Below are 24,451 nucleotides of genomic sequence, written 5' to 3'. Positions count from 1 at the left end.
AATTTTTTCATAAAAAAAAACCGGCTAAATATCGCCGGTTTTATGACATTCCTGCGTTTTTCTGAAGTCTTTTAGCAATTTCCATAAAATCTTCCTGTGAGATTCCAGGTGCGAACTCTTCCGGAATGGATCGTAATTCTGGCATTGGACCACCCTCAGGTGCACCGATAACGACTTCTAGCGGACCGCCGTCTGTTGGATGCTGACCAGCCCATATCCATGCGATATCGCGGTAATCCGTATCACTGAACGTATACAGCTTACGGTTAATCCCTTCTGCCTCAAACTTCCGTGTTGTTTCGAACGCCGAATTATCCAAATTTGGAATAGGGATCATCTTCTTCATATCGACGCCTGTTACCATCTCAATCGCTTTTGCATAAGCGAGAACATGAACGCCGCCACGAACGAGCAGATATCCAATCATTTCACGCGCGACAGGATTTGACGTCATCTCATAAACTCTCATTTTATGTGTTCGCGCTCCACACTCTAAGAAAAAGTTATGAAGCAGATCAAGAAGCAAATTCCCGCTGCAGAATACATTATCACCACTCCAAGATTTCCCCATCGAATCGAATGGAAACGCAGTTTGGGCAGTAGAAATAAAATGGTACGTATTCCGTTTGTCCGTAGCCGCTGACATCGGTGCATCGTTCACATCACCAGGTTGAGTCGTACCGTAAATCATCAAGTTAATCGTATTTGCTACGAGTTCCACATGACCAAACTCTTCTGCTGTAATACTAGACACTAAATCAAAAAACGGCTTCAACTTTCCTTTTTTTCGAAAGTTAAACGATTGATACATATAGTTATTAAGTGTAGACATCTCTCCAAAGCGTCCACCTAGCAGTTCCTGTACAGCGGCTGCAGCGTTGGCATCCGGATTAGTCGGCATGGGCAAAGCGATCGCCAGTCTGTTAAACCTTTTAATCATCGAGCACCCTCCTTAAAGTCACTAACGTTAACTTTTATGTCGGAAATAGATTGTATTATTCACATTTTTTCTAAATAAAGGAAGGAAGCTTGTCTAATTAAAGCGAATTAAGTCTGATGAAAACCTAAGGGAGAAAAAAATGGATTACATAAAACACTTACGATCTTTGGTAGGTACGGAAAAAGTGATTATGGTTGTAGCGGGGGCTATAGTATTTGATCAACAAAACCGAATACTATTACAAAAGAGGTCAGATAACGGTCGTTGGGGTATGCCAGGTGGTTTTATGGAATTTAATGAAACCGTACAGGATACCGCAAAACGAGAAGTGTATGAAGAAACAGGACTAGTGTTAAACAAATTAGAACTTTTCGGCATTTACTCTGGTTCAGATTATGAAAAAACATTTGAAAATGGCGATCAAGTGGCCATGGTTCAGATCATTTTTACTTGCAGTGACTATGAGGGAACATTGGTGCAACAAAACGAAGAATCTCTTAAAAATGAATTTTTCCCTTTAAATCACTTACCAAACGATTTATTTCTTGAGCATAAAGTATTTTTGAAAGACCTATTCTCCACAAAAGAAAGACCAATAATAAAATAGATTTAGTTTAATAGGAGGCTCATCATTTCATGGAAAACGTAATCAAACAATATAAAAATGCTTCTAATTTAGATATACGCATTCGTATTCATGAGCAATACAGCACAAATAAAACGGATTGGCACGAATGGCTATTTGATCAATATGAAATTCAGCCCAACAGCAAAATTTTAGAACTAGGCTGTGGAAGCGGTGCATTCTGGGTAAAAAATAAATCTCGTATTCCTGCTGACTGGCAAATTACCCTTTCCGACTTTTCTTCAGGTATGCTGCAAGATGCTCAAAACAACTTAGAAGGTTTGCCAAATTTAAGCTTTCAGCAAATAAATATCCAAGAGATTCCTTTTGATGTCGATAGCTTTGATGTCGTCATTGCCAATCACATGCTTTATCATGTTCCTGATCGCAGTCAAGCTTTATCAGAGATCAGAAGAGTTCTAAAACCAGGCGGCTTGTTTTATTCTTCTACAATTGGCGAAGAACATTTAAAGGAATTTGGTGAGCTACTAACACACTTTGATTCGAAGTTAGACTATTCTTCCGCGTATTTACATGCACAAGCATTTGGAATGGAAAATGGCGAACAGCAATTAAAGAGTGTCTTTTCCTCTGTAAAATTAATCCCTTTTCCAGGGGATCTTCATATCACGGAAACGGATGCCATCGTTGAGTATCTATCCTCTACAGATACAGAAGTGAACGAAGCCTTATTAGGACATAAATTAGAGGCGTTCAAAATGTACCTCGAAAAGCTTAAAGACAAAAATGGGGGCTATATTCCGATCACAAAAGCAACAGGTTTGTTTGTATCTAATTAGCACACGACACTCATAATACTGGAAAAATAGAAAAAAGAGCTGAATCCACTCAGCTCTTTTCTTTCGGCTTTCCGCCCACACCCCAATGCTTATTCGGAACTTCTTGAATCAGCACGCGGACTTGTTCTTTTTTCACATCCAGACTTTCTGCAGCTGCCGCTGTCAATGCTTCCATCAATGAACCAAGCTGTTCGTCTGTTCGACCTTCAATCACATGCACATGTATAATCGGCATCTAAAGTTTCTCCTACTTCACATATCTCGACGACAACGTTACAGAACCCAATCCATCAAACTGAGCAACAATCGTATCGTCCATATCAAACGCCACCGCTTCAGAGAGCGCACCGCTAAGTACGATATCTCCTTTTTTCAGTCCCTCGTTATGCTTTGCCAGCTTTTGAACCGCCCATGCAACCGCCTCAGCAGGGTGTCCTAAAACGGCTGATCCCGCGCCAGTTGTAACCATTTCGCCATTTTTACTCATGACCATACCTACCTCAGCTAAATCCAGATCTTCTGGCTTAACCATCTTGCTTCCTAAGATCAGTTTAGCTGAAGAACAGTTATCAGCTACAACATCCGCTAATGTAAAACGGAAATCCTTGTAACGGCTGTCGATCACTTCAATTGCTGCCACAACATACTTGGCTGCTTTCAACACATCGTCAGCTTTTACGTGTTCACCTTTTAAATCTTCTCCCATAATAAAAGCAATTTCAGGTTCTACCTTTGGATGGATGAGCCTATGCTGCTGAAGGGGTTCCCACTCATAGGCCAGCATATCACTCAGTAAATAACCGTAAATCGCCTCATGAACACCCATCATTTCCTGCTTTGCTTTACTCGTTAACCCGAGTTTAATACCGAGTCTTTTTGAACCTGTTCTCTCCATCCGTTTTTCAATAAGCTTTTTTTGGATGGAATAAGCTTCTTCAATGGTTAATTCAGGATACTGATCCGTAATTTTCACCACTTCTTTTACTTCATGCTCTGCTCTGAGCAGATAGTCAACATATTCGAGATCTGACCGGTTTGTAACTGTCATTTTCATACCTCCAATTTTGACTGCTTTGCCAGTTCTGCCGCTACTTCAATAATGAGGTCCTCTTGTCCGCCGACCGCGTTTCTTTTACCCAATTCTATTAGGATATCCCGTGGGTCCAACCCAAACCTTAAACCTGCTCGTTCAGCATGCAGCAAGAAACTTGAATAAACGCCTGCATATCCCAGTGCCAGGCTCCCTTTTTTGATTTCCTGCGAACTTGGCAGCATCGGTCCGATGACGTCTTCTGCGAGATCCATCATTTTATAAATGTCAATCCCCATGTCCATACCCATTCGATCTAATACGGCAAGGAGTACTTCTGTTTGTGTGTTTCCAGCACCGGCTCCTAAACAGCGGACACTGCCGTCAATTCGTGTCGCTCCTTCTTCAACGGCAACGAGTGTATTTGCCACTGCTAATGAAAGGTTGTTATGCGCATGAAATCCAACTTCGATATTGAGTGAATTCCGTAAAGCGGCAATCCGCTCTTTCACTTCATGAGGCAGCAAAGCCCCTGCCGAATCGGTTACATAAACGCCTTGAGCACCATACGATTCCATCAATTTAGCTTGTTCTACGAGTTTCTCTACCGGTGCGGAGTGAGCCATCATAAGAAATCCCATCACTTCCATTCCAAGTTCACGCGCCATGTGAATGTGCTGCCGCGATACATCAGCTTCCGTTACATGAGTCGCTACCCGTACAAGGCTTGCACCTAATTTTCTCGCTTCTTTCAGCTCATTTACCGTTCCAATACCAGGAATGAGAAGTACTGCAATCCTCGCTTGTTTGCATGATGCAGCAGCCGTCTCAATCAGCTTCATCTCATCAACAAGTGATTTTCCGTACTGTATGGTTGAACCCCCAAGACCATCCCCATGACTGACCTCGATATAATGCATGCCTGCTTCATCAAGTGCTTTTACAGCATCATTCACTTGTTTTTCAGTGAATTGATGAGCCATCACATGATTGCCATCACGCAAACAAACTTCTGTAAAGCGTAAAGGTAAAGTGCTATTTCGTTTCATGAGAGACCACCGCCTTTTTCACTTGTTGATTTTGTCCTAATAGATGTTTGGCGATCATTTCACCTGCCTGCTTTGCAGCTGCAGTCATGATATCCAGGTTTCCAGCATACTTCGGAAAATAATCTCCTGCCCCTTCTACTTCAACAAAGACTGTTACGCGTTTTCCATCAAATAGCGGTTCATGTTTTAAACGGTATCCAGGAACATAAAGCTGTACCTTTTGTTCCATCGCGGCAATGGATTCCCTGATTAAATCTTCATCTTTCATTTTCACTTCGCAATAAATGACGGCTCTCATTAAGATCGGCGGGTCTGCTGGATTTAAAATAATAATCGCTTTACCATGATCCGCTCCTCCAACTTCTTCAATGCCGCGGCGTGTGGTGACCGTAAACTCATCAATATTCGCTCGTGTACCTGGACCAGCACTTTTCGATGAAATGGTTGCCACTATCTCTCCATATGTAACATCAGCGACTTTGTTTATCGCATTTACAATCGGAATGGTAGCCTGTCCACCGCAAGTGATCATATTGATGTTTACTGAATCCAGATGCTCGCCTAAATTTACCGGCGGGCACACAAAATGCCCAATTGCAGCTGGTGTTAGATCAATTACCGTTTTTCCCATATCTTTTAAAATCGAAGCATGTCTGACATGTGCTTTAGCAGAAGTGGCATCAAATACGATATCAGCAAGCTCCGGCCGTTCAACTAAATCATCAATTCCGTTCGTAAAAACACGGTACCCAGCTGCATTAGCCCGTCTCAGACCATCCGAATCAGCATCGATACCAATCATCGCGGTCAGTTCAAGACAATCACTATTCTGCAGCTTGTACATGAGATCTGTTCCGATGTTCCCAGAACCGATTATGGCCGCTTTTATCTTCTTCATGTTGATAGGTCCTTTCTTTTACAGAAGTTTAATCACAAAATGAGATAGAAACTGAACCTAATTTACCGAAAAATGCTGTGACTTCATCACCAGCATCTACATCGATTGCAGCCGATAAAGCACCTGGCAAGATAAGTTCTCCTGCTCTTAACGACAAATTATAGTCTGCTAGTTTGTTAGCGAGCCAGGCAATCGCATGAGCTGGATGCCCAAGTGCAGCTGCCCCTGCACCAGTTGCAGACAGTTCTTGATTTTTCATTAATGTCATACTCATCGTACGCAAATCTATTTTGTCTAATTCATAAAAAGGTTCACCTACTACTGCACGTGCCGAAGAACCATTGTCCGCCACCGTGTCCACAAGCCGAATCTTCCAATCTTCTATGCGGCTGTCAATCACTTCAAGGGCAGGAACGAATGCTTCTGTAGCCATGAGTACATCTACAAACGTAATGTTCGGTCCTTTCAGATCTTCTTTTAAAATAAATCCGATTTCCGCTTCTACTTTTGGTTTAATAAAATCTTTTCTCGATAAAACCGCCCCGGTAGAAATTTTCATGTGATCAAGAAGGTGTCCGTAATCCGGTTCATTAACTCCGAGCATATCCTGCATGGCTTTGCTCGTCAGACCAACCTTTTTCCCGATAACTACCCGCCCATCTTCCAGCTTTCGTTCAACCCATTCCAGCTGAACTCGGTAAGAATCTTTTACAGACATTTCTGGATAACGGGCTGTTAATGGTTCGATTGGTGCTGCATTTTCTTCTGCCTCCATCAATTCATCGGTTAACTTTGAGATCAATGTTTCCATGATTAAATCCTCCCTTCCTTATTCAAAGCGTAAAACGCGACTGGTGGCCAATCACGTTTCATTATCGTAACTATAATTTCATCGTTATCGTTTTGGTTTCTGAATAAAATTCAAAACTATGCCTTCCGCCTTCTCTGCCAATTCCACTTGCTTTGGAACCGCCAAAAGGTGTGCGCAGATCCCGAATGTACCAGCAGTTAATCCACAATAAACCGGAGTCCACTTGTGCTGAAACGCGCTGAGCTCTTCTGAGATCGTTCGTCCAGACGACTCCAGCTAATCCATACTGAGAATCATTTGCTATTCGAACCGCCTCTTCTTCTGTTTTAAACGGAATCACAACGAGTACCGGTCCAAAAATTTCTTCCTGTGCCACTCGCCATTTGTTGTTCACATCATACAAAACAGTAGGTTCATAGAAGTTCCCTTTATCAAGCCCTGCAACTCGTTTACCGCCGCAAGCAAGCTTAGCCCCATCTTTCAATCCAATTTCTACGTACGATTCTACCGTTTCGAGATGACTCTTTGATACAAGGGCACCCATATCCGTGTCTTCAGATGTTGGATCACCAACTTTTATCTTTTTCACAGCAGTCGTAAACTTCTCCAAAAACAAATCATAAATACTCTCTTGTAAAAGTAAGCGTGAACCAGCTAAACAGATTTCTCCTTGATTTCGGTAAATTGCATCAATTGACCCTTGAACCGCTTCATCCAGATCAGCATCCTCAAAAACAATGTTCGCTGATTTACCACCTAGTTCCAGCGAAACTGGAATCAAATTTTCTGCAGCGTTTTTCATGATGGTTTTCCCTGTTGCAGATTCACCGACAAAAGAGATGCGGCGGACATCTGGATCTGTCGTCATCGCAGCTCCCATCGTGCTTCCTGGTCCAGTTATGATGTTCAGAACACCTGGAGGAAGCCCAGCTTGATTGGCGATTTCGCCAAACATTACAGCTGATAGCGGCGTGTAGGAAGCTGGTTTTACAACAACTGTATTTCCAGCCGCAAGTGCCGCTGAAGCTTTCCACGTCATCTGCATGAACGGCAGATTCCAAGGAATAATCAAACTTGTTACACCTGCCGGTCTGTATTTTGCGTAAGACATAATATTGTGCTTATCGTAATGCTCGCTCACCATGTACTTGGACATCTCGGCGAAGAATCGAAAGTTTGATGCTGCTCTTGGTATATCAAATCCACGGCTTTCTTTAATCGGCTTTCCAACATCGAGTGTTTCTACCATTGCAAGTTCTTCTACGTTTTCCATGATCAGATCAGCCATTCGGCATAAAATATCCGAACGTTCTTCAACAGGCATTCGGCTCCATACTCCGCTGTCAAATGCTTTCTTCGCCGATTGGACCGCTCTTTTAGCATCGGCTTCACTGCCATTTGCAACGAAGGCCAGTCTTTCATTAGTAGCGGGATTTATCGATTCAAACGTTTCTCCAGATAAAGCATCTGTATATTCTCCATCAATAAACAATTTAGCGTTTTTTACTTTTACAGATTGTGTCAAGGTTTCGGAGTTCACTTATGCGCGCCCTCCTTTTCTTCATCAATCTCGACGATCATCTCAATCTCGATCGCTGTGCCTCCTGGAAGCTGAGCCATACCCACAGCAGATCGTGCATGCTTTCCTTTTTCACCAAATATCTCTACGAGCAAATCTGATGCACCATTGATGACCTTTGGCTGATCTATAAAATTCTCCGTACAGTTCACAAAACCGAGCAGTTTCACAATTCGTTTCACTTTGTCTAAGCTGCCGAGTTCATGTTGAACAACAGCTAAGAGATTCAGCATGGACTGCCTCGATGCCGCATAACCCTCTTCCAGAGACAGGTCTGCACCAACTTTCCCATGATACTGATCCACGCCTTGTCCTGCTGTAAAAAGCAGATTTCCTACTCGAACACAGCTCACATAATTGCCTACAGATGGCCGCACTTCAGGGAGTACAAGCCCCAGGCTTTGCAGCTTATACTCCGGTGTTTGAATGACTTGCAACTTCCGCACCCCGCTTCCGTTTTTCTAGATTTAAAAAGTCAGCAGCGTTTCCTCCAAGCATCGCCTTTCTCTGTTCTTCCGTCAGTTCCAGCGTCTCATCAATAACTTTTCCAGGATTGATTTCACGCAATAAAAACGGATAATCGGAACCCATGAAAATCTTGTCTGCACCAAAACGCTCCATCATATAACGGATGTTGATCGGATCATAATTAAGCGAATCAAAATAAAATTGTTTCACGTAATGACTTGGAGGATGAGTTGTCAGCCTTAAATGCGGCCAAACGTGCCAGCCCTGATCCAAGCGTGGAATCAAATACGGAAAAGAGCCGCCGCCATGCGCAAAACAAATTTTTAGCTTTGGAAATTTCTCCATCATTCCACTCCATATTAATGAAGCTGCAGCAAGAGCCGTTTCACTCGGCATTCCGATTGTGTACATGAAATTATGGTTGTTCATGCGTTCTCGCCCAAGGGTTTCCCATGGATGAATAAAGAGAGGCACTTCCCATCTTTCCGCCATCTCAAAAAACTCAATAAAATCCGGATGGTCGAGATTCTGACCGTTCACGTTTGTTCCGATTTCGATTCCGTGAAGACTGAGCTCATTTATGCACCGGTCCATTTCTCGGATCGCTGTCTTTGCATCCTGCATCGGCACGGTTCCAAGGCCTGCAAAACGCTCCGGAAACTCACTTACTGTTTTTGCGATAAAATCGTTCTGAATCTTTGCCATTTCTTCTGCTTGTTCTGGCGGTGCCCAATAAGAGAACGTTACAGGAATCGGAGATAGAACCTGAATGTCAACTCCTTCTCTATCCATATCAAGAATTCTTTTTTTCGGATCCCATACCTGATCGGTCACATCTCTAAAATTCTTCCCTGCAACCATAATGGATGCTCCGCACGTACATGTGCGATTTAAAACCGCCCAACGCTCACCACCATACTTTTCAGCAAAGTCAGGGAACGACTCTGGAATGATATGTGTGTGAAAGTCGATTCTTAACACTTCCATTCCTCCACGTTCTCAGGCATCTGGTAGCCACAGTCCTTGCATAGGCGAACACGTTCGTTCGAGTTAAAGCTATGAATCGCTTCTTTTACCTGTTTTTCAATATCATTCAATTGAACGGTTACTCTGTGCATTTCAGAATCACAGCGGTCACAGAACCATACAAAGTCTTCTAGTTCACCTTGCGCGCGTTTGCGTTCAATAACAAGACCATACGAATCCGCAACACGATGAGGAGAATGCGGAACCATTGCCGGCAGCATGAACACATCGCCTTCTTTAACTTCTACCACTTCACGCTTTCCTTGGTTGTTGATGATTTCTACATAGCAGCTGCCTTTGATCTGATAAAAAAACTCATCGGATGGATCAACGTGAAAGTCCCGTCTTTTATTCGGTCCGCTGATGATCATGGCGATAAATTCTGAATCCTGCCAAATGACTTTGTTATTTACCGGGGGCTTGAGTAAATCTTTGTTTTCTTCAATAAATTTTAATAGGTTAAAAGATTTTAAAGTTGCTGTACTTGAACTCATTCTAATTTCCTCCTTTTATTTAAGGCTGTTTCCGTAATCATTGTTGTTTATTGAAAGTAGTTGATTTCCGTTACAGGTTGCTCGCTTTCCGCGGGGCAGGCGGTGAGCCACATTCGTACGTTTCACTTTTAAGTGTCTCACCTGCCCACCTGTCCCGCAGGAGTCTCGCACCTTGCCCTCCGATCAACCTGCCGTTAGAGGCAGTAATAAAAATACTTCAAAAGCAACAAACTTTTAGAAAAGTGCCTTATTTAACCAGCTTAGGCTGGGTTTCCACTAAATTTTCAGTTACTGAAAGTGCATCATCTACCATCGAGAAACTCGCTTTTCTTTTATGGCCATTGTAGAAAATGGCACGCTTTCTGATCGGATCGCCTGTATAATAGCGTTCATATTGCAGAAGTCTTTGTCCGAATGCTTCACCGCAAAGATCCCAAGCCAGCTTAAATAGCTTCACGCGTTCTAATGAAGCAACGCCTTCTCTTCCTAAGTAATACTTATCAATATCATCGCGGATTTCAGGTGCATTGAAGTCATATCCAGTAGGGGACATGAGCAGACCACCTGCACCAATCACTTGCATAACTTCAATTGCCCGCGGATACATTTTCGGCAGCATTCCCCGGATGGTTTCGAGTGCAGCTCCATTTGGCATCACTTCACCTGACGCAGTTGTCTCATACTCATATTCGGCAACACGCAATAATGATCGTATTACCTCTACGTTTTGCACAAGTTCACCAAGATCGTTTTGAACATTTAAATAGACATCTACACCAATTGAGTCTGCTAGTTTGCATGCGACTTCTGTTGCAAACGCCAGTTTTATATATCCTCTTACACCCGACTGATGAGCAGGCTGCTGCGCAATTCCTGTTTTCGGATAAAGCAGGTTAGCTGCTTCAACATTGTTATAGAGGAATACACGATCCCACGGAATAAGCACATCATTAAACACGAGAAGGGCATCCATTTCTTCAAACCTTGATGCTAATGGATGGTCGAACAATGAGCGTTTCCCATCCTGCATGGGTTCACGGCAAAGCAGCTTGAGTCCTGGTGTATCAATGGGAATTGCAAATGCCAACGCATATCGCTCATCGCCAGGAGCAAAGCCTGGGAACGAATAAATAATGACTTCATCTGTAATCGGTGCGAGTGTTGCCAGCATTTTTGCTCCGCGAACGACCAACCCATCAGGTGTTTCTTCCACTGCCCCAAGGTGTGTAAATGTATCCTTTTGTCCATGGGAGTTCTTGCTGCGGTCATTTTGCGGATTGATGATTGCATGTGTTAAAAACAAGTCGTTGTCTCTTATATAGTTGTAGTAATTTTTAATGTTCACGGACCATTCGGGATTGTACTGATCCAAAAACCAGCCGTTGTGTGCCATGCCCGTAACGACAACATTTAAAAAATCGGGTGTACGTCCCATGAGCCCAAACGTAGCTTTCGCATAAATTTCAAAGAGCTTGCTGCGGGCCATCATCTCTTCGTAGCTTTTTGGGTGTAAGAATGAGTTGTTAACCCGTTCACCTGTTTCAGTACAAATGTGTGTAATATCATTCTGATATTGCGGGTCATGCTGCATGTCATACAATCTAGCAATCTCTTGAATCGGCTGTTTAAAAACAGGCTCGTTTACAACATCAGTAACCCTTCTGCCCTCCATCCAAATCTCTGGTGTACGTGATTTTAACCCTTCCATGTATTGCGCACCCGTTCTAATACCCACTTACCTTACCTCCTTAAGTTTTCATATAAGAAAGCGCTTTCAATAAACGCTGATAAAACCTAGTTCTTTTGATATCGCCTCTGCTGTTTTAACTACATGATAAATCATGCTTTGTGTATTTTGCCCCATCATATATCCAACAGGACCAACCATGTTCAGGGCGGCGATCGTTTGTCCGGTATAGGACTTAATCGGGGCTGCAATACCATAAAGCCCCATCTCGTTTTCATTATTACTAATGGCATATCCATTGGACCTAATTGTGTTCATTTCTTCTTTTAACTTTTCAACACACGTAATGGTGTTATCTGCACGCTGCAGCAGTCCCTTTGCAATCGTTGGCTTGATCAGTGAGGGATTGAAAGCGAGCAAAACTTTCCCTGTACTCGAACAATAAGCAGGCAGTGTATCTCCAATAAATGTAGGGACCGGCACCGAATCTTTTGAAGCTGCCCTCAAAACGAACCTTACTTCACCGCTATCAAACATTCCAATATGTACAGTTGTATTAAATCTTCTGACCAAACCTTCGCATAAAGGAAGGGCGTCTGTATTAATATCCTGCTGATACATCACATGGTTGCTCCATTCGAGAAGCTTCCATCCTAATCTATATTTTTTTTGGCTGTCTTGAATTAATATTCCTTCTTGGCAAAGTGTCCTCACTATATGATGGACAGTGCTTGGGTTCATTTGAAGTTTTTCTGCAATTTGCAAGTTTCCTAGAGCTGGCTCATTCTTGGTGAAACAGTTTAATATCCTTGTCATTTTTTGAACAGATGATATCAACAATTCTCCCCCTCAAGCGAATATGCAATTTGTGAAATCTAACTTAAAAAACCACCCCTTTTCAGTACGAGTTCATCATATTGAAAAAGAACGATTGTAACAATCCGGAAATTTCATAATGTGAAATTACTATAAAAAAATTTTGAATTTTTAGATAATTGTGCAGACTATTGAAGGATAGCAAGATTTTGTAACGAAGATTTATAGGTAATGAAGTTCATTAATACTTTTCGTTATTGCCCTTCGATTTACCTACCTAAAATTTGCACTTTTTTATGAAAAAATTGTAAACTGTATATAGCATTTCATATAGCAATCTATTACTATATGTAGTAGGGACACTTTTCATATAAAAATAATTTTCTTTCTATAAGTTTATAGTTGAAAGAGGTGCGATTTGTGGACATAACTGAAAGTCTAATTACTTATATGGATGAAAATTTACCTACTTATTTAAATAACTGGCATGATAAGGTCATCATTTCCAACAATGATATACATAAAGATAAAGTTATTGAAAATGCTATACATATTTTTGAATTAGTTAAACTTTCTTTACAAGGCTATCTTTCACCTGAAAAAGTTATGCATCTCGCACACGATGTGGCAACTCAAAGACTTGAAGCCGATATTAACATCGGAGAATTTGTTTATAACGTAAATCTTGGCCGTAGCGAAATCATTCGGTTTGTTACAGGATCGCGCATATCCATCGAACAGCTTCAGCCTGTTCTTGAAAATATCAACTCTCTTTTTGATGAGTTTTTGTATCATGCCGTAAAAAAATATACTCAGCTTAAAGATGCTGAAATTCAAGAAAAAACAATTTTCATCAATCAAAGCCACAAAGAGCGTCTTACTATTCTTGGACAAATGTCCTCCAGCTTCGTTCACGAGTTCCGCAATCCGCTTACAGCTGTTATGGGCTTTGTGAAGCTGATGCAGCAAGAGAACCCAAACTTGAAATACATTGATATTATTAGCCATGAGCTCACACAGCTTAATTTTCGCATCTCTCAATTTTTGCATGCCTCACGAAAAGGAGTACAGGAAAGAGAAGCCGAGGAGTTCCCTCTCGAAGATTTATTTTCTGACATACTCAACTTCATGTATCCAAGTCTTGTAGATGCTGATGTAAATGTAGTTCCGCGTATTGATCCAACAATCACACTGCTAGCGCACAAAGATGAGTTGAAGCAAGTGCTGATTAACTTAATCATGAATTCAATTGATGCATTAAGACAAAAAAAGCAAGACCGCCGTATCATGATATTTAGCAAACTGGACGAAGACGCCTCTCATGTTCAAATCACCATTTCAAATAATGGACCTGCCATTCCGCCTGAGGCGATTAAGACGATCTTTGAGCCGTTTTTTACGACGAAGGAACTCGGAACAGGAATTGGACTTTTTGTATGTAAAAAAATCATTGAAAAACATAACGGAACAATCAGCTGTACTTCCGATGACATCATGACTACTTTTTCAATCGTACTGCCTTTGCATGTCTCTGCTGAAGTGAAGATATAAAGAAAACTAGAACTGCCGCAAAGCCTTTTACTTGCGCCTAAATGAAAAAAGGTGTCACTGCCAAATACGGCAGAGACACCTTTCTTTGTTTAATGCTGTTTTCAAAAAGGTTGTTACTTTTTAATCTTATTTTATCTTCTTTGACGGTTTAATGGAGTGGAAGGTGCGTGCCTGCCACCTGAGTATTCTCCTGGTAAGGCATGCGACGAGGAAGCCCGTTTAAAATAGCGTTTGCTTTCAGACGCAGGAGCAAGTACTTCAAATGTCTTTCAAGGTGGCCCACCGCCTGCCCCGCGGAAAACGAGCACTTGGAACGGAAATCAACTACTTTCAAGAAATCAGCCTTGTTTAATGAACAGTTTCCCTATATAAAGGCATAGAACAGCACCTGAACGATCCGCCCGATTTAATGATTTCTGATATATCAACCTCGATCACTTGGTATCCTCGTTCGCGAAGTGCAGCATTCACATTTTTATTACATGGCAGACTAATGACTTTTTTGTTCCCGATTGACAGCACGTTCGTACCCATCGTAAATTGTTCTTCTTTGTTCACTTCAATTAAATGAAAATGAGATTTGAGAAGTTTCAATGTTTCTTCTTCAAACGCTTCGGGATAAACAAGTGCCTCCTTTTCAGATAAAATGTTAAACACACAATCCAGATGCAGGAAAATAGGGTTGAATGGAACCGCGATCACTTCCATGTCAGGTATTTGTGTTTGCAATTCCTTTATCGTAGCTTCTGTTGTCCGTCCGCTAACACCGATATAGACCCTCCTGCCATGAACAATTACATCTCCGCCTTCAATGCGATCTCCTTCAATGAGAGAAAGATTAATCTGATGTTCCAGCAGCCAGCTGCGAAGAACCTTCTCTTCTCCATTACGTATGGTGCTCCCCATTCTCGAAACAAAAACCGTATCCCCTATCGTAAACCCGATATCTCTCGTAAATACTTGTTCAGGAAACTTTTCTCTTGGGGGAAGTTTATAAACATCTATACCGTTATCTTTAAGCGTTTGTACAAACTGCTGATGCTGTTTCATCGCACGCTTCATATTAATATTATCTTTTGCAAAATGTCTTTGCGTTTCGTTAATCACTTCATCAATTTTCATATATCTTGGTTCACAAACGATCACCTTTTTCAATTCTCCGTATTCACTGTCGCAGTTCATGAGATTGAATTCTCCTTTTATTACGGTAGCCATCTTTAAACCTCCACTTTTTGTTAGGTTCCTAATGTGCTTTTCCCTTAAATCGGTATACCGTAAACGTCCCGTAATTAGTTTATTTTCATTTTTTCCAAAAATGGCTAAAAACTTTCATTATGTATAACCTACCTCAACGTGAGACGGTTCTTTTGTGCTTCCTTAGTAATGCTCCTGTATTAAGTCATATACAAAAATAAAAACCACCCGGGGATCCACCCGGATGGCTACTAACTATTTTGTATGGATTTCACGTTAAATATACCTCGTTTTATTCAACTTCCTGCTGAGGTCTAACAAATTGCAGTTTTTCTTTGTAAGTATCTAAAAATGGCAAATGAGGGTATTGCTGTTCAACTAGAACAAATACTTCTTCAACTAATTGTTCGAGCTCACCTATACTTTCATTTGGATCTCCGATTAAGATTTTTGTAAAGCGTTCATCCAAATTTTTCGGTTTAATTTTGAACAGCTCAATACATGCATGCATCCATTTAAATGAAGGATGGTGAATGAAAAGATTATTAAGACCAAATAATGTCCCCATTAATTTTTTCTGTACGGAACCCATCAAATCATACAGCATAAGCCAGTCTTTTCGATCCAATAATGCATTTCGGTTGTTCCATCTTTGCCAAAGAGCCAGATTTTCTTCAATCATGTTTTCAGCAAGTTTGTCAGGATATTGTTCAATCTTTTTCTTCAAATCCTTAATGATGCTATCTCCAAATAAACTTTGACCGTAATAAATGGAAGAAACCATGCATTGTTTGCCATAATCAATTTCATATTTCTTCACCACATCATCGATCCATATTTCTGCTGTACCTATTAAAAAGCTGCTGATTTCCAGTTTCACATTTTCTTCTGTTAAATAACTTTCTGCCCATTCCTCTTCTTCATATGCATGGAAATCAATGATAGAACCATTGATAGCTTCAATTGGATTCATACGATCATCGTCAGTTGGTGCTTCTGACCAGAAGAGATTCAGTTCAATATCTGAATGTTTGTCTTCCCATCCTCTTGAAACAGACCCTGCCAGCAGTACTGCCTTTACTTTTGGATTTTTTTGATAAAGAGTTGCCATATGTATCGCTATGTCTATTAATTTCAAGTCATAATTCTCCTGTCGTTATTATTAAGACGCTGTTGCTTTTGAATTTGAAAGTAGTGAATTCGCAGGATGCTCGCTTTCTGCGTGGCGTTCGGTAAGAGCCTATTAAAAAAATTCGTACAAACCTTCTTCAAAATAGGTATATTCTTCTGGTGATATCTTTTGACCTCCATAGCCTTCGTAAAATTTTTGAAGGTCGGAATCTGCTTCAAATGCATTTTGTTTTGGTCTGATTGCTAATGCAATATCATACCTTGGATCACCATACGATCCGCCGCTCCAATCAATGATACTTGTAATTTCCCCATCTTTTATTAATACATTATCAATCGTAAAATCTCCGTGGATTAAGGTTTGGGCAGAAGGTTTAAGTTGTTGTTGCTGGAGTTTCTCTAACAATTCCCTTGAACCAACCACTTCGTAGTTTTCAAGATAAAACTGGGCTTTTTCCAGCATTCGGCTCAACCATGGCTTGTCTGACCTCAGTTCTGCCGGACAATCTGTTGAATGAATTTGAGCGAGCGTTTTCCCGAATTGATAGAGTGCTTCCTGTCGTTTGTGCATGTCTTTTTCATGAAGTAAATAATCTCTTAGTGTCTGCCCTTCCATAAATTCTAGCATTGCCCACGTTTCCTCTTTTCGAACGGCATAGTGAATCACCTTGGGTACGGGAAGATTTGTTTTTGACAAAGCATTCAGAACAAAAATTTCTTGCTTTAGCCACGAACTGTATTTCTCGCCTTTGGATCTTTTTATCACAAATTTGCCGTCATCCGTTACGATAATACCTACATCTGATGTCCACCCTTGCTTAGGAAACATAATGTAAATAATCTTACTTAAGCCCTTTTTGATCTCTTTAGGAATATCATTTAACTCAAATGGATTCATAACCGTTACCCCCATCCACACTACTAACATTTGGTAATTACTGATACTATTAGATTATCACATGCTAATTTAAAATAGCATTTTTCAGGAGTATATAATGGAATTTATAAAGGGGTATCCTAGTAACGAAATTGCTTTTAACAAACACGGACAAACTATGTTTAATCCATGGCAGGCAATTCGTATTAAAGAGCTAATGAATGCTTGGAGAGACTATGATTATAGGATTTATAAAAAACAATGAAAGGAATTTTAATCGTACTGAAGAATAACTTTATTAGTAAAAAATTAGGAGGTTGTTCGTTGATTTCAAAAAAAACTGTGTATTTATATGTTCTTCTAATGGTTGTAATGATACTTGGAATCATTGCGGTTAAACTTGGATATCATGTTTGGGTCAATAAGAGTTCCATCGAAAGCTTTGATTTTAACAAGGCCTATTTTACCGCTACTATTATCAGTATTGTGCTCTTTATAAGCAACATCCGCCAATATAAAGATTCAACCAGCATTTCTACTAATAAAAACGTCTAAAAACGAGGATTAATAGCGATTTAAATGCTATTTATCCTTTTTTCTTAGTAGTCTATCAAATTAAAAAAAGAGCACACATACAGATATGTGCACTCATTCTCATCTATTTTTATTTATGATGGAACGGACATTTTCCTTGAATCGGTTCAACGTCGTCTCCAATAAAGTACTGCTTCCATTCACGATGCTCCGGGTCCCCATAATGGCTGATGTTTGGATGTGTAGGCAGGTTATCCCATTTCTCAACACGTTCACGAACTTTTTCACGTGACATGCTGCCTCCTGGAGATGTTCCTTCTAATCCCTCAAAAATCCGGCGTGGCTGAAACCCAAGGACTAAGCTGTTGCCAAGATCACGTGTTTTCCGCTGTTTGTATGCAGGTGCATTCCCAAATACAAAATACGGTTCATTATCAAATGAAAAAGCAAATAAGTGATGATCGGGATCTTTCGGAATTTGTTCCGGCCAAGGCTGGTCATCCTCCTGGTGAAGGTATTGCAAGATATCCCAGAAATATTGCCGATAGTGAGGGATGTCTTTTTCTTCTTTTTCCGGCTCAACAAAAACAAACAAGCCATGGCGAATGAGCTTTGGTGCATCAAACAATTTATTGAATTCCTTGATGGCTTCAGGTAAGTTGGACCAGTCATCATGCGTCATATAAGCATATCGAAGTTCACCTTTCTTCTCTGCTGCCATACCAAAATAACAAGGGAATGTTTTGTCAGTTACTGTTTCATGAAAGGTCTTGTATTCTTCAATGACCCATGCTGGAACTTTATCTGGATTTGTCATATCTTCTTTTGTGAGCAAGCATAATTGTTTCGTCTCCACTTCACCACTCCTCTTTTTCTACTAATGAGGATGTTCCCTTAAGACGTTTGAATAAAACGTAAATTATGTAGCTACATTTTTCCAAGAAGAATTGAATCAATCCTTTCCATGTTTTTGGCCAGCCAAATCATTTCGTTTGCAAATCGTTTTGGCGGCTCTCCTTCATGAAAAGTGAGAGAGATCCACCATGTACTTTCCATGTACCATACTACCTTCAATGAACGGCACAACCGCTCGATTGATAATTCATTTGTATTACAATAGCCTCTAATAAATGCATGTACGCCTTCTACATTTAACTTATCTTTTTGTAAACAAGCTGAGATGATCAGCCGGCCAATATCTGTTTCAATAAAATCATAATTCATTCGATCAAAATCAAGAATGGCTGACACCGATTCTGATGAAAACAATAAATTATCCACCCATAAATCCCGATGGCACCATCCAGGGGTTAGATATTCAAAATCAGAATCCTTTAATTTTGCAGTAGCTTCTTTTTGAAGGAGAAATAATGGGCGTTGATCATCCATACATTTATCTAAAGTGGAATGCCAATGCTGTAAACGTTCTGAAACGGGAGGTATCTTGAACAAGGTTTCAGACCTGGCGGGCATGTATCCTTCATTAAAAAGTTTATGAAGTTTTCCGACCACCTCTCCTAACGATTCCATCTGCTGATACGTGGCTTCTCCAGGTTTTATCAAATCCCCTTCCATAAAACACATAACAGTAAAAAGTTCACCTTTACCGGAAGTATGTAAAAGGTTTCCTTCGTGCTCCAGAAGTTCAGGACAACGGATTCCATTTTGAAATGCTCGATTTTGCGTTTCTAAAGCTATCTGTATGGTTTGTAAATCGTACTTTTTAAAGCGTTCCGGATTATATTGCTTAAGCAAAAATGTGCCTTGATTCGTCTCTATCTTCCACTTTTGATTCAGCCATCCTCGTTTAATCGGTACACTCCGAAGGATTTTAAATCTAAACAAGCTTTCCGCTTCATCTTTTAAATGTTCCCATAACGATTGTTCAAGTGCATGCATCACTTCAAATCTTGCCACTTCGCCCATTGATTTTCTAGTCTTTTTGAGTAAAAACCAGATTCACGATCCATATAGCCATTGACGATAAATTCTCTGCGAATCGTACAAAAATCTTCGTGATATCTTTTTATAAATTGATTAAGCTCAGGTTCACTAATCTTTTCTTTATCGTCTAGCTGTCTGATAATGTGTTCAAGTGCGATAAGCTTTTTCTTTTTTTGTGACGGAATGTTTTTTAGCTTTCCTTCTTTATCAAAAAAAGCCCTAATAACGCTTGCCTGATAGTTTTCAAGTTCTGTTTGCATGACCCAGCAGCTCCTTATCTTAAATCGTTCCTCTATTTTTCTGTCTCTCAAAACCTAAATACCTTGTTCCTTGGTATAACAGCTTTCCTTGATCATCTTCAACCAGCTGTCCAAAAACCTCTGGCTTCACTTCGAACTCCATTCGGTCTCCATTTACCAGCTCAAACGTTACAAAATAATCGGTCCGCGTTGTATCGTTTGATCCTCCAACAACATTCGTACGCCTAGACTTCACAATCGCACTTTCAGATTCTAACGGCTGGCTGTTATTGAAACTCCAGCGTCTTATGCCTTTCATGACATTAAAAAGAAAGGCAGCCATCACAATCGCAAAAATGACGCCTCCAATCAGCATATTAATCTCACGAAAACTCAACTCTCCTAATTGGTCCATCACTTAACCTCCTAGGGTTGTTTGTGAATCATAATTAGATTGATTCTGATTTCTTGTTTCGAACGAATGCTAAAAAACGTGTACCTTGAAAAGATAATGTTCCAATGTCACCTTCTACTAATTGTCCATACTCTTGCGGCCGTACTTCAAATTCCATACGGTCACCGCTTTCTACTTCAAAGGTTACAAAATAATCAGTCCTAGCTGAAGTATCATTTCCTCCCCCTCGTACTGCAGTGCGTTTTGTGACCGCTTCAGCTGCAACTGATAATTGAGGCTGTTTATTATTGTAGCTCCATTGGCGAATGTTCTTAAAAATCGCAAAAATAATCATTGCCACTATTAACGCGAATACTGCTCCAAATAGAATGGGAAAGAAACTAAAAAACCAATCCCCGCCTCCAAAACCTGGCTCATCAAAACTCCCCATACTTTAGCCCCCTGTTCCAAACGTCTCTTTTACATATTATTACATACGAAAATAAAAAGACAGAAGTTTCAGTATTTTTTTCAGAAAACGATGTCCTCCTTTGGGACGAATTCTACACGATTAAGGTATTTTTCTACACAATCTAACTTACAGAAATAATAATTGCTGTATTTGGATAGCAGTTCTAAAATCCTTTATTTTTGTTATTAATCGATGGGAGGTCGATTCGCTCGTATTTTTCGTTTTTCGCTTGTATTTTCGAAAAAGCGCTCGTATTTTTCATATTTCGCTCTATTCCTAAAATAGCGCTCTTATTTGCCGAATTTCGCTCGTATTCCTAAAATAGCGCTCGTATCTACGGAGTTTCGCTCGTATTCTCTCTTTTCACTTCTCAACCAAATAAAAAAAGCCGCCACTTGGCGACTTTTCCTTTTATTGATTTGCTATTTTAATAGAAACCCTGCCCTTTTGAGCATCTACTTCACACTTTCCGCCTATTGGAAAGGTAAAGATCGGTGTTGTATGTCCAAAATCAGCGTTTACCACAACGGGTAAATTTCTTAATTCTTCTTTTGTTTGAATCACATAGCGAAGTTCTTCGTCTGAAAAATGTGATGCTTTTTCAAAACGCCCGATTACGATCCCCTTCACACCGCTAAATCCAGGCTGATGAATGAGAGATTGCAGATCCCGGTCAAAAGTACGTGCATTTACTTCAGAATCATCTTCTAAAAATAGAATAGAATTCTCCAGACTCGGCATAAATTCAGTACCTTGCAGAAGATTGAATGTACAAAGATTCCCTCCAATTAGACGCCCTGCTGCACTTCCTTCATGAATGACCTTATATCCTGAATTCGGAATAAATTCGCGGTTTTCTTGATTTTGATACCACATATCATTACTCCAATGAAGAGATGGTTTTAACTCAACCTCGCAATCCTCCATCAATACTTTCTTAAAATATTCGAGTGTATAATCTAAACCTTTTTTCATCCCGAGTGAAGAAAACGCTGGACCCGAAAACGTTACTAAACCTGTTTTTGTATAAATGGCATTCTGAAGTGCCGTAATGTCCGAATATCCGCAAAAAATCTTCGGATTATCACGAATTAATTCATAGTCTAAATACTTTAAAAGCTGGTTGGATGTGAAGCCGCCAATCGTTGAAAAGATTCCTTTTACTTTCGAATCGAGAAAAGCATCATGCAAATCTTCAATCCGCTTCTCTATGGGAGCTGTTAGCAAAGCACTTGTAGCCATAATGTTCTTGCCGTACGTAACTTTCAAGCCTAACTTCTCAAAAGTTGAGATCGCTTGTTTTGCGTTTTCTTCTGAAATAATCCGGTGTGTCGTTGAAGGAGCTATGACTCTTATTTCATCACCTGGCTGCAATCGATTAGGTATGATTGTGTTCATGTTGGTTCATCCTTTTCCGTTTGAAAAATAATAGAGTACATACATTCTTTTTCGGTAAAAATTGGAACGATTGAAACGATTTAAGACAACTTGTTACTTTTTTATAAGAAACCGCCAAACCTCTTCGTTACCGAACATTTGTGATGTTTTCTGAAATCCTGTTCTTTCATAAAGTTTCTTTGCGTTTCCATTCTCTTTATGCACCGTTAAGCGAATTTCATTGCACTGTTTGAATGTGCTCTTGATCCAATCAATCATTGCTTGAAATGCTGCTCGTCCATACCCCTTTCCTTGTTGTGAAGCATCGATTATGAAACCATTGATCCAATAGCTATACGTTGTCTGTTCCTCATAAGCATGCATAATGAAACCAACCATTTTTTCTCCATCATATATGGCAAAAGGAAGGTATTCGACTTGATCACCATCTGGTTTAATGTATACCTTTGCAAGTGACACAGCCACAGACGGGACAAAACTCGTCTGTTCTTCTCTCACCTGCAGATTCATGGCTTCTTCCCAATTATCACGCGTCACTTTTTGTAAATTTATTTTCATACGATGTCTCCTGAATTTTACTTTTTCTTAAAAAAACATTCTCTTTTCACTTACAAATTCCTCTTTAACCGATAAATTGATTCAGTTCCTGGTTTACTTTTTCATGCTCTTCCCAGAAAAGTCCGTGTCCGCTCTTTTCCATCGGCACTAGTTTTGAGCTCTTAATTCCTTGATTCATTGCAAGAGCTAAAGGATAAGGGCACACCAAGTCATGAACACCATGAAGAATGAGCGTCGGAACTTGAATTTTACCTAGATCACCGAACAAGTTTTCATCACGCAAAGATATTAATACCGCTGCAGTTGAATAACCTGCCGCCTCAAGTCCCAAATTGAAAAACCAATCTGAAAACGGTGCTGATGTGTATTGGAAAAAGAAGAGATCACCAAACCCCTGAAGCATTTTAGGACGATTACTTAAAGTCCCTTGTATGAGTTGATTGGTTTCCTCTTTCGTATGTCCGTACGGAAAGTTTGGAAGTTTTGTAAAACTGGGAGCAGCCGCACCTAATAATGCGAGCTTTGAAACGTTATGTCCATTGTGGCGTGCCATATAACGAATCGAAATGGCTCCTCCAACCGAATGACCGACAAGCGTAATATTTTCTAGCTTTAAAGTGTTGATAATCGTGTATATATCATCAGCAATCCGGTCATAAGAGTAGCCGATATACGGTTTATCCGATTTGCCGAATCCTCTTATATCGATTCCAATACATCGGTAACCTAGTCCAGGCAGCTGATTAAACTGATACTCGAATAATTTATGATTTGCAGGCCACCCGTGGATAAAAAGAATCGTTTTCTGGCCTGCAGGATTCACATCTTCAACGAATATTTTTACATCTGGCTCCACTCGAATATAGTATCCCACCATCATTCCCCCACGTTTTTAATGTTTTAATTAAAATACGCATAATGGCAGAATGGGTGAATTGACCGCACTGATTATGCTGCGGATTTCTCATTTAAAAAATTTAAGTCTTTCTGTAAATTCCGATACACTATTCGGGCCATCTTTGTTGATTGCAAAAAAAACGACCAGCCTCAGCTGATCGTTTCTATCACTCGTCTTTATTGTTTATTCAGCACTTCAATCATACGAATCGCGACACTTCTGCTTGATTGTGGATTTTGTCCGGTAACGAGGTTTCCATCAGTAACCGCGAAATCTTCCCACTTTCCAGCTCTTTGGAATTCAGCACCGAGTTCACGTAGCTTTGTTTCTAATAAAAACGGCACTTCCTTCGTCAATTGCATTTCTTCTTCCTCTTCATCCGTAAAAGCAGTAACTGTCTTGCCTTTTACGATTGGTGTACCATCTTTAAGAGTCGCTGTTGTTAGTCCCGCTGGTCCGTGGCAAACACTGCCGATGACTTTGTTCGTTTGTGCCATCTGACTGACCACTTCTTTTAATTCCTCGCTCTTTGGAAAATCAAAAACTGTTCCGTGACCCCCTGGCAAAAAGATTGCGTCGTAGCTCACTGCATCTTCACTGCTCAGTTTTGCTGTATCTTCCAGGATAGATAAAGCTTCTTTGTATTCTTCCTGGTCCACACCTTCTATGCTGTTCGGATCCAAAGGAATCTTGCCGCCTTGGATACTTTTTACTGTTATGTCATAGCCGCTTTGACGAAATTCATTAAATGGAACGGCATACTCTTCAAGCCAAAGTCCTGTTTTATTCGTTCCGATATTTTGGTGGTTTGTCACTACAATCAATATTCTTTTAGTCATACACGCACTTCCTTTCTTTATCTACGGTTTCATTCTTCCCGATTTATTTTTTTTGAAACAAAGAGTTGCTACTTTTGCTCTAGGAGTAGTTGATTTCGTTTCAGATGCTCGCTTTCCGCGGGGCGTGCGGTGAGCCACCGTGCCGCTTTGCGTCTGCAGGGTCTCACCTGTCCCGCTGATCCCGCAGGACAAGGAAGGC

At 40.4% G+C, this 24,451-nt stretch carries 29 protein-coding genes; 5 read left to right on the top strand and 24 right to left on the bottom strand.

What is annotated here, in order from left to right:
- Positions 1 to 40: 40 nt before the first annotated feature.
- Positions 41 to 940: a manganese catalase family protein gene (locus tag J2X07_RS01770; protein ID WP_310255943.1), complete on the bottom strand. Its 900-nt coding sequence runs from the start codon at positions 938 to 940 to the stop codon at positions 41 to 43.
- Between the two features lie 139 nt (positions 941 to 1,079).
- On the opposite strand from J2X07_RS01770, the gene J2X07_RS01765 reads away from it, so the two are divergent.
- The gene (locus J2X07_RS01765) at positions 1,080 to 1,547 is read left to right on the top strand and encodes an NUDIX hydrolase (RefSeq protein ID WP_310255942.1); all 468 of its coding nucleotides are present in this window, start codon (positions 1,080 to 1,082) and stop codon (positions 1,545 to 1,547) included.
- Between the two features lie 29 nt (positions 1,548 to 1,576).
- Complete coding sequence (locus J2X07_RS01760) at positions 1,577 to 2,365, top strand: class I SAM-dependent methyltransferase (protein ID WP_310255941.1); 789 nt, start codon at positions 1,577 to 1,579, stop codon at positions 2,363 to 2,365.
- Between the two features lie 49 nt (positions 2,366 to 2,414).
- Here the strand turns inward: J2X07_RS01760 and J2X07_RS01755 are convergent, their stop codons facing one another.
- The 11 genes from J2X07_RS01755 to J2X07_RS01705 all read right to left on the bottom strand — a co-directional run bounded on the left by J2X07_RS01755 (position 2,415) and on the right by J2X07_RS01705 (position 12,244).
- Entirely contained in the window at positions 2,415 to 2,600 is a 186-nt protein-coding gene (locus J2X07_RS01755; protein ID WP_310255940.1) for a 4-oxalocrotonate tautomerase, read from the bottom strand.
- Between the two features lie 12 nt (positions 2,601 to 2,612).
- Positions 2,613 to 3,413 carry a 2-keto-4-pentenoate hydratase gene (locus tag J2X07_RS01750; protein WP_310255938.1) on the bottom strand — a complete coding sequence of 267 codons (801 nt, stop codon included), beginning with the start codon at positions 3,411 to 3,413 and terminating at the stop codon, positions 2,613 to 2,615.
- A gap of 2 nt (positions 3,414 to 3,415) precedes the next feature.
- A complete protein-coding gene (dmpG, locus tag J2X07_RS01745) occupies positions 3,416 to 4,444 on the bottom strand; it encodes a 4-hydroxy-2-oxovalerate aldolase (protein ID WP_310255936.1) in 1,029 nt (342 codons plus the stop codon).
- Positions 4,431 to 5,342 carry an acetaldehyde dehydrogenase (acetylating) gene (locus J2X07_RS01740; protein ID WP_310255935.1) on the bottom strand — a complete coding sequence of 304 codons (912 nt, stop codon included), beginning with the start codon at positions 5,340 to 5,342 and terminating at the stop codon, positions 4,431 to 4,433. The genes dmpG and J2X07_RS01740 overlap by 14 nt, the downstream gene beginning before the upstream one ends.
- Positions 5,343 to 5,370: 28 nt before the next feature.
- Complete coding sequence (locus J2X07_RS01735) at positions 5,371 to 6,153, bottom strand: 2-keto-4-pentenoate hydratase (RefSeq protein ID WP_310255934.1); 783 nt, start codon at positions 6,151 to 6,153, stop codon at positions 5,371 to 5,373.
- A 70-nt stretch (positions 6,154 to 6,223) separates the two neighbouring features.
- Positions 6,224 to 7,693: an aldehyde dehydrogenase gene (locus J2X07_RS01730; protein WP_310255932.1), complete on the bottom strand. Its 1,470-nt coding sequence runs from the start codon at positions 7,691 to 7,693 to the stop codon at positions 6,224 to 6,226.
- A complete protein-coding gene (locus J2X07_RS01725) occupies positions 7,690 to 8,169 on the bottom strand; it encodes a RidA family protein (RefSeq protein WP_310255931.1) in 480 nt (159 codons plus the stop codon). The genes J2X07_RS01730 and J2X07_RS01725 overlap by 4 nt, the downstream gene beginning before the upstream one ends.
- Entirely contained in the window at positions 8,141 to 9,187 is a 1,047-nt protein-coding gene (locus tag J2X07_RS01720) for an amidohydrolase family protein (protein ID WP_310255929.1), read from the bottom strand. The genes J2X07_RS01725 and J2X07_RS01720 overlap by 29 nt, the downstream gene beginning before the upstream one ends.
- Positions 9,175 to 9,720: a 3-hydroxyanthranilate 3,4-dioxygenase gene (locus tag J2X07_RS01715; protein WP_310255927.1), complete on the bottom strand. Its 546-nt coding sequence runs from the start codon at positions 9,718 to 9,720 to the stop codon at positions 9,175 to 9,177. The genes J2X07_RS01720 and J2X07_RS01715 overlap by 13 nt, the downstream gene beginning before the upstream one ends.
- Positions 9,721 to 9,967: 247 nt before the next feature.
- Complete coding sequence (locus J2X07_RS01710; protein WP_310255926.1) at positions 9,968 to 11,455, bottom strand: 4-hydroxyphenylacetate 3-hydroxylase family protein; 1,488 nt, start codon at positions 11,453 to 11,455, stop codon at positions 9,968 to 9,970.
- Between the two features lie 39 nt (positions 11,456 to 11,494).
- Complete coding sequence (locus J2X07_RS01705) at positions 11,495 to 12,244, bottom strand: IclR family transcriptional regulator (protein ID WP_310255924.1); 750 nt, start codon at positions 12,242 to 12,244, stop codon at positions 11,495 to 11,497.
- Between the two features lie 399 nt (positions 12,245 to 12,643).
- On the opposite strand from J2X07_RS01705, the gene J2X07_RS01700 reads away from it, so the two are divergent.
- Positions 12,644 to 13,774 (top strand): HAMP domain-containing sensor histidine kinase, encoded by a 1,131-nt coding sequence (locus tag J2X07_RS01700; RefSeq protein ID WP_310255922.1) that lies wholly within the window; start codon positions 12,644 to 12,646, stop codon positions 13,772 to 13,774.
- A 348-nt stretch (positions 13,775 to 14,122) separates the two neighbouring features.
- Here J2X07_RS01700 and J2X07_RS01695 read toward each other — a convergent pair whose 3' ends face one another.
- The 3 genes from J2X07_RS01695 to J2X07_RS01685 form a co-directional block, all read right to left on the bottom strand.
- Complete coding sequence (locus tag J2X07_RS01695; RefSeq protein WP_310255920.1) at positions 14,123 to 14,989, bottom strand: dimethylarginine dimethylaminohydrolase family protein; 867 nt, start codon at positions 14,987 to 14,989, stop codon at positions 14,123 to 14,125.
- A gap of 271 nt (positions 14,990 to 15,260) precedes the next feature.
- The gene (locus J2X07_RS01690; protein ID WP_310255918.1) at positions 15,261 to 16,106 is read right to left on the bottom strand and encodes a DUF4037 domain-containing protein; all 846 of its coding nucleotides are present in this window, start codon (positions 16,104 to 16,106) and stop codon (positions 15,261 to 15,263) included.
- A 105-nt stretch (positions 16,107 to 16,211) separates the two neighbouring features.
- Positions 16,212 to 16,997, bottom strand: coding sequence for a phosphotransferase family protein (locus J2X07_RS01685; protein WP_310255916.1), 786 nt, complete (start codon positions 16,995 to 16,997; stop codon positions 16,212 to 16,214).
- Positions 16,998 to 17,094: 97 nt separating this feature from the next.
- Between J2X07_RS01685 and J2X07_RS01680 the strand changes: the two genes are divergently transcribed.
- A complete protein-coding gene (locus J2X07_RS01680; RefSeq protein ID WP_310255914.1) occupies positions 17,095 to 17,241 on the top strand; it encodes a hypothetical protein in 147 nt (48 codons plus the stop codon).
- Positions 17,242 to 17,300: 59 nt separating this feature from the next.
- A complete protein-coding gene (locus J2X07_RS01675) occupies positions 17,301 to 17,531 on the top strand; it encodes a hypothetical protein (RefSeq protein ID WP_310255913.1) in 231 nt (76 codons plus the stop codon).
- Between the two features lie 109 nt (positions 17,532 to 17,640).
- Here J2X07_RS01675 and J2X07_RS01670 read toward each other — a convergent pair whose 3' ends face one another.
- The 9 genes from J2X07_RS01670 to J2X07_RS01630 all read right to left on the bottom strand — a co-directional run bounded on the left by J2X07_RS01670 (position 17,641) and on the right by J2X07_RS01630 (position 24,252).
- Entirely contained in the window at positions 17,641 to 18,327 is a 687-nt protein-coding gene (locus J2X07_RS01670; protein ID WP_310257364.1) for a YqcI/YcgG family protein, read from the bottom strand.
- Positions 18,328 to 18,437: 110 nt separating this feature from the next.
- Complete coding sequence (locus J2X07_RS01665; RefSeq protein ID WP_310255911.1) at positions 18,438 to 19,436, bottom strand: phosphotransferase; 999 nt, start codon at positions 19,434 to 19,436, stop codon at positions 18,438 to 18,440.
- Positions 19,409 to 19,714, bottom strand: coding sequence for a DUF2087 domain-containing protein (locus J2X07_RS01660; RefSeq protein ID WP_310255909.1), 306 nt, complete (start codon positions 19,712 to 19,714; stop codon positions 19,409 to 19,411). Before J2X07_RS01660 ends, J2X07_RS01665 begins: the two co-directional genes overlap by 28 nt.
- Positions 19,715 to 19,733: 19 nt before the next feature.
- The gene (locus J2X07_RS01655) at positions 19,734 to 20,108 is read right to left on the bottom strand and encodes a DUF2500 domain-containing protein (protein WP_310255907.1); all 375 of its coding nucleotides are present in this window, start codon (positions 20,106 to 20,108) and stop codon (positions 19,734 to 19,736) included.
- A 34-nt stretch (positions 20,109 to 20,142) separates the two neighbouring features.
- Positions 20,143 to 20,538, bottom strand: coding sequence for a DUF2500 domain-containing protein (locus tag J2X07_RS01650; protein WP_310255906.1), 396 nt, complete (start codon positions 20,536 to 20,538; stop codon positions 20,143 to 20,145).
- 432 nt (positions 20,539 to 20,970) lie between these two features.
- Positions 20,971 to 21,948 (bottom strand): S66 family peptidase, encoded by a 978-nt coding sequence (locus J2X07_RS01645; RefSeq protein ID WP_310257362.1) that lies wholly within the window; start codon positions 21,946 to 21,948, stop codon positions 20,971 to 20,973.
- A 102-nt stretch (positions 21,949 to 22,050) separates the two neighbouring features.
- Complete coding sequence (locus J2X07_RS01640) at positions 22,051 to 22,515, bottom strand: GNAT family N-acetyltransferase (protein ID WP_310255900.1); 465 nt, start codon at positions 22,513 to 22,515, stop codon at positions 22,051 to 22,053.
- A 64-nt stretch (positions 22,516 to 22,579) separates the two neighbouring features.
- Positions 22,580 to 23,389, bottom strand: a complete 810-nt coding sequence (locus J2X07_RS01635; protein ID WP_310255899.1) for an alpha/beta fold hydrolase — start codon at positions 23,387 to 23,389, stop codon at positions 22,580 to 22,582.
- Positions 23,390 to 23,589: 200 nt separating this feature from the next.
- Positions 23,590 to 24,252, bottom strand: a complete 663-nt coding sequence (locus J2X07_RS01630; RefSeq protein WP_310255897.1) for a type 1 glutamine amidotransferase domain-containing protein — start codon at positions 24,250 to 24,252, stop codon at positions 23,590 to 23,592.
- Between the last annotated feature and the right edge of the window lie 199 nt (positions 24,253 to 24,451).

It is taken from the genome of Fictibacillus barbaricus (assembly GCF_031457135.1).
GTDB classification, from domain to species: domain Bacteria; phylum Bacillota; class Bacilli; order Bacillales; family Fictibacillaceae; genus Fictibacillus; species Fictibacillus barbaricus_A.
This window is presented reverse-complemented; position numbering and strand designations above follow the sequence as displayed.

Excerpts from the sequence above, each read along its gene's own strand:
- J2X07_RS01740 (WP_310255935.1), bottom strand. The coding sequence starts at position 5,342 with ATGAAGAAGATAAAAGCGGCCATAATCGGTTCTGGGAACATCGGAACA.
- J2X07_RS01765 (WP_310255942.1), top strand. The coding sequence starts at position 1,080 with ATGGATTACATAAAACACTTACGATCTTTGGTAGGTACGGAAAAAGTG.
- dmpG (WP_310255936.1), bottom strand. The coding sequence starts at position 4,444 with ATGAAACGAAATAGCACTTTACCTTTACGCTTTACAGAAGTTTGTTTG.
- J2X07_RS01770 (WP_310255943.1), bottom strand. The coding sequence starts at position 940 with ATGATTAAAAGGTTTAACAGACTGGCGATCGCTTTGCCCATGCCGACT.
- J2X07_RS01755 (WP_310255940.1), bottom strand. The coding sequence starts at position 2,600 with ATGCCGATTATACATGTGCATGTGATTGAAGGTCGAACAGACGAACAG.
- J2X07_RS01760 (WP_310255941.1), top strand. The coding sequence starts at position 1,577 with ATGGAAAACGTAATCAAACAATATAAAAATGCTTCTAATTTAGATATA.
- J2X07_RS01750 (WP_310255938.1), bottom strand. The coding sequence starts at position 3,413 with ATGACAGTTACAAACCGGTCAGATCTCGAATATGTTGACTATCTGCTC.
- J2X07_RS01665 (WP_310255911.1), bottom strand. The coding sequence starts at position 19,436 with ATGGGCGAAGTGGCAAGATTTGAAGTGATGCATGCACTTGAACAATCG.
- J2X07_RS01680 (WP_310255914.1), top strand. The coding sequence starts at position 17,095 with ATGGAATTTATAAAGGGGTATCCTAGTAACGAAATTGCTTTTAACAAA.
- J2X07_RS01650 (WP_310255906.1), bottom strand. The coding sequence starts at position 20,538 with ATGGGGAGTTTTGATGAGCCAGGTTTTGGAGGCGGGGATTGGTTTTTT.
- J2X07_RS01630 (WP_310255897.1), bottom strand. The coding sequence starts at position 24,252 with ATGACTAAAAGAATATTGATTGTAGTGACAAACCACCAAAATATCGGA.
- J2X07_RS01655 (WP_310255907.1), bottom strand. The coding sequence starts at position 20,108 with ATGGACCAATTAGGAGAGTTGAGTTTTCGTGAGATTAATATGCTGATT.
- J2X07_RS01640 (WP_310255900.1), bottom strand. The coding sequence starts at position 22,515 with ATGAAAATAAATTTACAAAAAGTGACGCGTGATAATTGGGAAGAAGCC.
- J2X07_RS01695 (WP_310255920.1), bottom strand. The coding sequence starts at position 14,989 with ATGGCTACCGTAATAAAAGGAGAATTCAATCTCATGAACTGCGACAGT.
- J2X07_RS01660 (WP_310255909.1), bottom strand. The coding sequence starts at position 19,714 with ATGCAAACAGAACTTGAAAACTATCAGGCAAGCGTTATTAGGGCTTTT.
- J2X07_RS01735 (WP_310255934.1), bottom strand. The coding sequence starts at position 6,153 with ATGGAAACATTGATCTCAAAGTTAACCGATGAATTGATGGAGGCAGAA.
- J2X07_RS01715 (WP_310255927.1), bottom strand. The coding sequence starts at position 9,720 with ATGAGTTCAAGTACAGCAACTTTAAAATCTTTTAACCTATTAAAATTT.
- J2X07_RS01685 (WP_310255916.1), bottom strand. The coding sequence starts at position 16,997 with ATGAATCCATTTGAGTTAAATGATATTCCTAAAGAGATCAAAAAGGGC.
- J2X07_RS01720 (WP_310255929.1), bottom strand. The coding sequence starts at position 9,187 with ATGGAAGTGTTAAGAATCGACTTTCACACACATATCATTCCAGAGTCG.
- J2X07_RS01670 (WP_310257364.1), bottom strand. The coding sequence starts at position 18,327 with ATGACAAATCCAGATAAAGTTCCAGCATGGGTCATTGAAGAATACAAG.